The organism is Pseudomonas sp. NPDC089534 (assembly GCF_044749305.1).
GTDB classification, from domain to species: Bacteria; Pseudomonadota; Gammaproteobacteria; order Pseudomonadales; family Pseudomonadaceae; genus Aquipseudomonas; species Aquipseudomonas ekonensis.
The window spans coordinates 31,402-33,385 of sequence record NZ_JBIVHR010000020.1 but is presented as its reverse complement, the minus strand read 5'-3'; the positions used below and the strand labels follow the sequence as shown (position 1 = coordinate 33,385).

Annotated in this window: 3 protein-coding genes; 2 read left to right on the top strand and 1 reads right to left on the bottom strand. The window is 61.5% G+C overall.

Going from position 1 to position 1,984, the window contains the following annotated elements; genetic code table 11:
* Positions 1 to 104: 104 nt before the first annotated feature.
* Positions 105 to 1,040 carry a LysR family transcriptional regulator gene (locus ACIP0B_RS08750; protein WP_400831238.1) on the top strand — a complete coding sequence of 312 codons (936 nt, stop codon included), beginning with the start codon at positions 105 to 107 and terminating at the stop codon, positions 1,038 to 1,040.
* A 45-nt stretch (positions 1,041 to 1,085) separates the two neighbouring features.
* On the opposite strand, the gene ACIP0B_RS08745 is transcribed toward ACIP0B_RS08750, so the two are convergent.
* The gene (locus tag ACIP0B_RS08745) at positions 1,086 to 1,346 is read right to left on the bottom strand and encodes a DUF2790 domain-containing protein (RefSeq protein WP_400831237.1); all 261 of its coding nucleotides are present in this window, start codon (positions 1,344 to 1,346) and stop codon (positions 1,086 to 1,088) included.
* 420 nt (positions 1,347 to 1,766) lie between these two features.
* Here ACIP0B_RS08745 and ACIP0B_RS08740 point away from each other — a divergent pair.
* On the top strand, positions 1,767 to 1,984 hold a 218-nt coding region (locus tag ACIP0B_RS08740), incomplete at its 3' end, for a hypothetical protein (protein WP_400831236.1).

Here is a 1,984-nt window from a genome sequence, read left to right as displayed (position 1 = left end):
CAAAAAGAAGGCCTGCTACGCAGTCCAGCGGGAGCAAGCTCCCTCACCACAAAAAGCCTTTGCGCCGCCCCTATAATGCCCGCACCCCACCCGAGACGACCCCGATGGACGTATTCCAAAGCATGCGCTGCTTCATCGCCGTGGCCCAAAGCGGCAGCTTCACCGCCGCCGCCGAACTGCTGGACACCACCACGACCAACGTCTCCAAGGCCGTCTCCGCCCTCGAAGCACGCCTGCACACGCGCCTGATCAACCGCACCACCCGGCGCCTGGCGCTCACCGAGGCCGGCGCGCGCTACCTGCAACGCTGCGAAAAGATCGTCGACGACGTGCGCGAAGCCGACGAAGAGGCCGGCACCGCCCAGACCCTGCCCGTCGGCCGCCTGAAGATCCACGCCATGTCCGCCATCGGCAACCACTACGTGATCGACGCCATCGCCCGCTACCGCGAAATCCACCCCACGGTGATGTTCGACCTGACCCTGACCAACCGCGTCCCGGACCTGCTCGAAGAAGGCTACGACATGTCCATCGTCCTGGCCCGCGACCTGCCCGATTCCGGCTTCGTCGCCCAGCGCCTGGGCATCACCTACAGCATCCTCTGCGCCGCGCCCGGCTATGTGGCCAAGCACGGCAAACCCGCCACACCCGGCGAACTCAGCGCGCACGAGTGCCTGCGCATCGTCAATACGGTGATGCCGGTGGAGAACTGGACATTCGAGGGGCCCGAAGGCACGGAAACCATCACCATTCCCCTGTCGCCCTTCCACATCAACACCGCCGACGGCATGAGCATCGCGATCAGAAAAGGCATGGGCATCGGCATACAGCCGATCGCATCGGCCGTGGACGGCCTGCGGGCGGGGACATTGCTGCGGGTGCTGCCGGATTACCGGCTGGAGGAGTTGAACCTGTTCGCGATCTACCCGTCGCGCAAGTTCGTCGATGCGAAGATCAAGACCTGGGTGGAATTTCTCAAGACCGCGATACCGCAACTGCTGGCATCGGATGAAGACATCGTCGGCGCAAAAGCCGTTTGAACGCAGCGGACATGGAGTGTCGACCCTCCATCCCCTGCACCGGATTCAGCTGTTGGAACAGCCGGATCCCATCACTTGATACTGCAAAACATGCCGCTCGCCGTGGGAGTCCTCATACGTCATCCGCACCGGCACCGGGGCGCACTCGTTGGCGGGCTCGGTGATGGAAATCACGTGTTCGATGTCCAGTTGCGTCGCGGAGCTGTAGGTCTCAACCGGAAGATTTTCGGCGTCCGCCGTGGCCGCAAACGCCTGCGCGCCGAAACCGCCGAGGAGCACAACCCACGCCATTTTCTTGAGGTTCATGATGTTCACCGTCTCTGGGGGAACCGTGTTCATTCACGGATTGGGGACGATGCTAAGGGGTGACGGGCGGGGCAAAAATCGGGGGATTGGACAAACACTGTTGCTGGAATCGGGGTGAATCGCCGATCTGAAACATCACCTCATGATTTGTCCAGAGAGGTGCGATTGACGCGACTCATCCCCCCCACTTAACCTTCCGCGCATCCCGCCCAAGGCAGTAAGCAACCTAACCATCCAGGTGTGCCAAACCCTTGGGCGTTTTGCTGTCTGGAGGAAAGTCAAACCGATGGCGGCCCCATCGATTGCTCGCCTCAATAATTGACCACATCAATAACAACCATTAACTCAATGAAATTCTCTTATCTGCCCCGGAGCGTAGGATCGGCGCCATACCCAACCACTACACCGGAGCAGATCACCATGAAACGCCAAACCCTCCTCGGCATCGCCTTCTCGCTCTTCGCCCTGAACGCCTTTGCCGCGACTGAAACCGACCCGCTGTTCAGCGACGCCGTTGCAGCCACCGAAACCGATCCACTGTTCAGCGATGCCGTTGCCGCCACCGAAACCGATCCGCTGTTCAGCGATGCCGTTGCCGCCACCGAGACCGATCCGCTGTTCAGCGATGCCGTTGCCGC

Coding starts and splice junctions, on each gene's coding strand:
- ACIP0B_RS08745 (WP_400831237.1), bottom strand. CDS start 1,346: ATGAACCTCAAGAAAATGGCGTGGGTTGTGCTCCTCGGCGGTTTCGGC.
- ACIP0B_RS08750 (WP_400831238.1), top strand. CDS start 105: ATGGACGTATTCCAAAGCATGCGCTGCTTCATCGCCGTGGCCCAAAGC.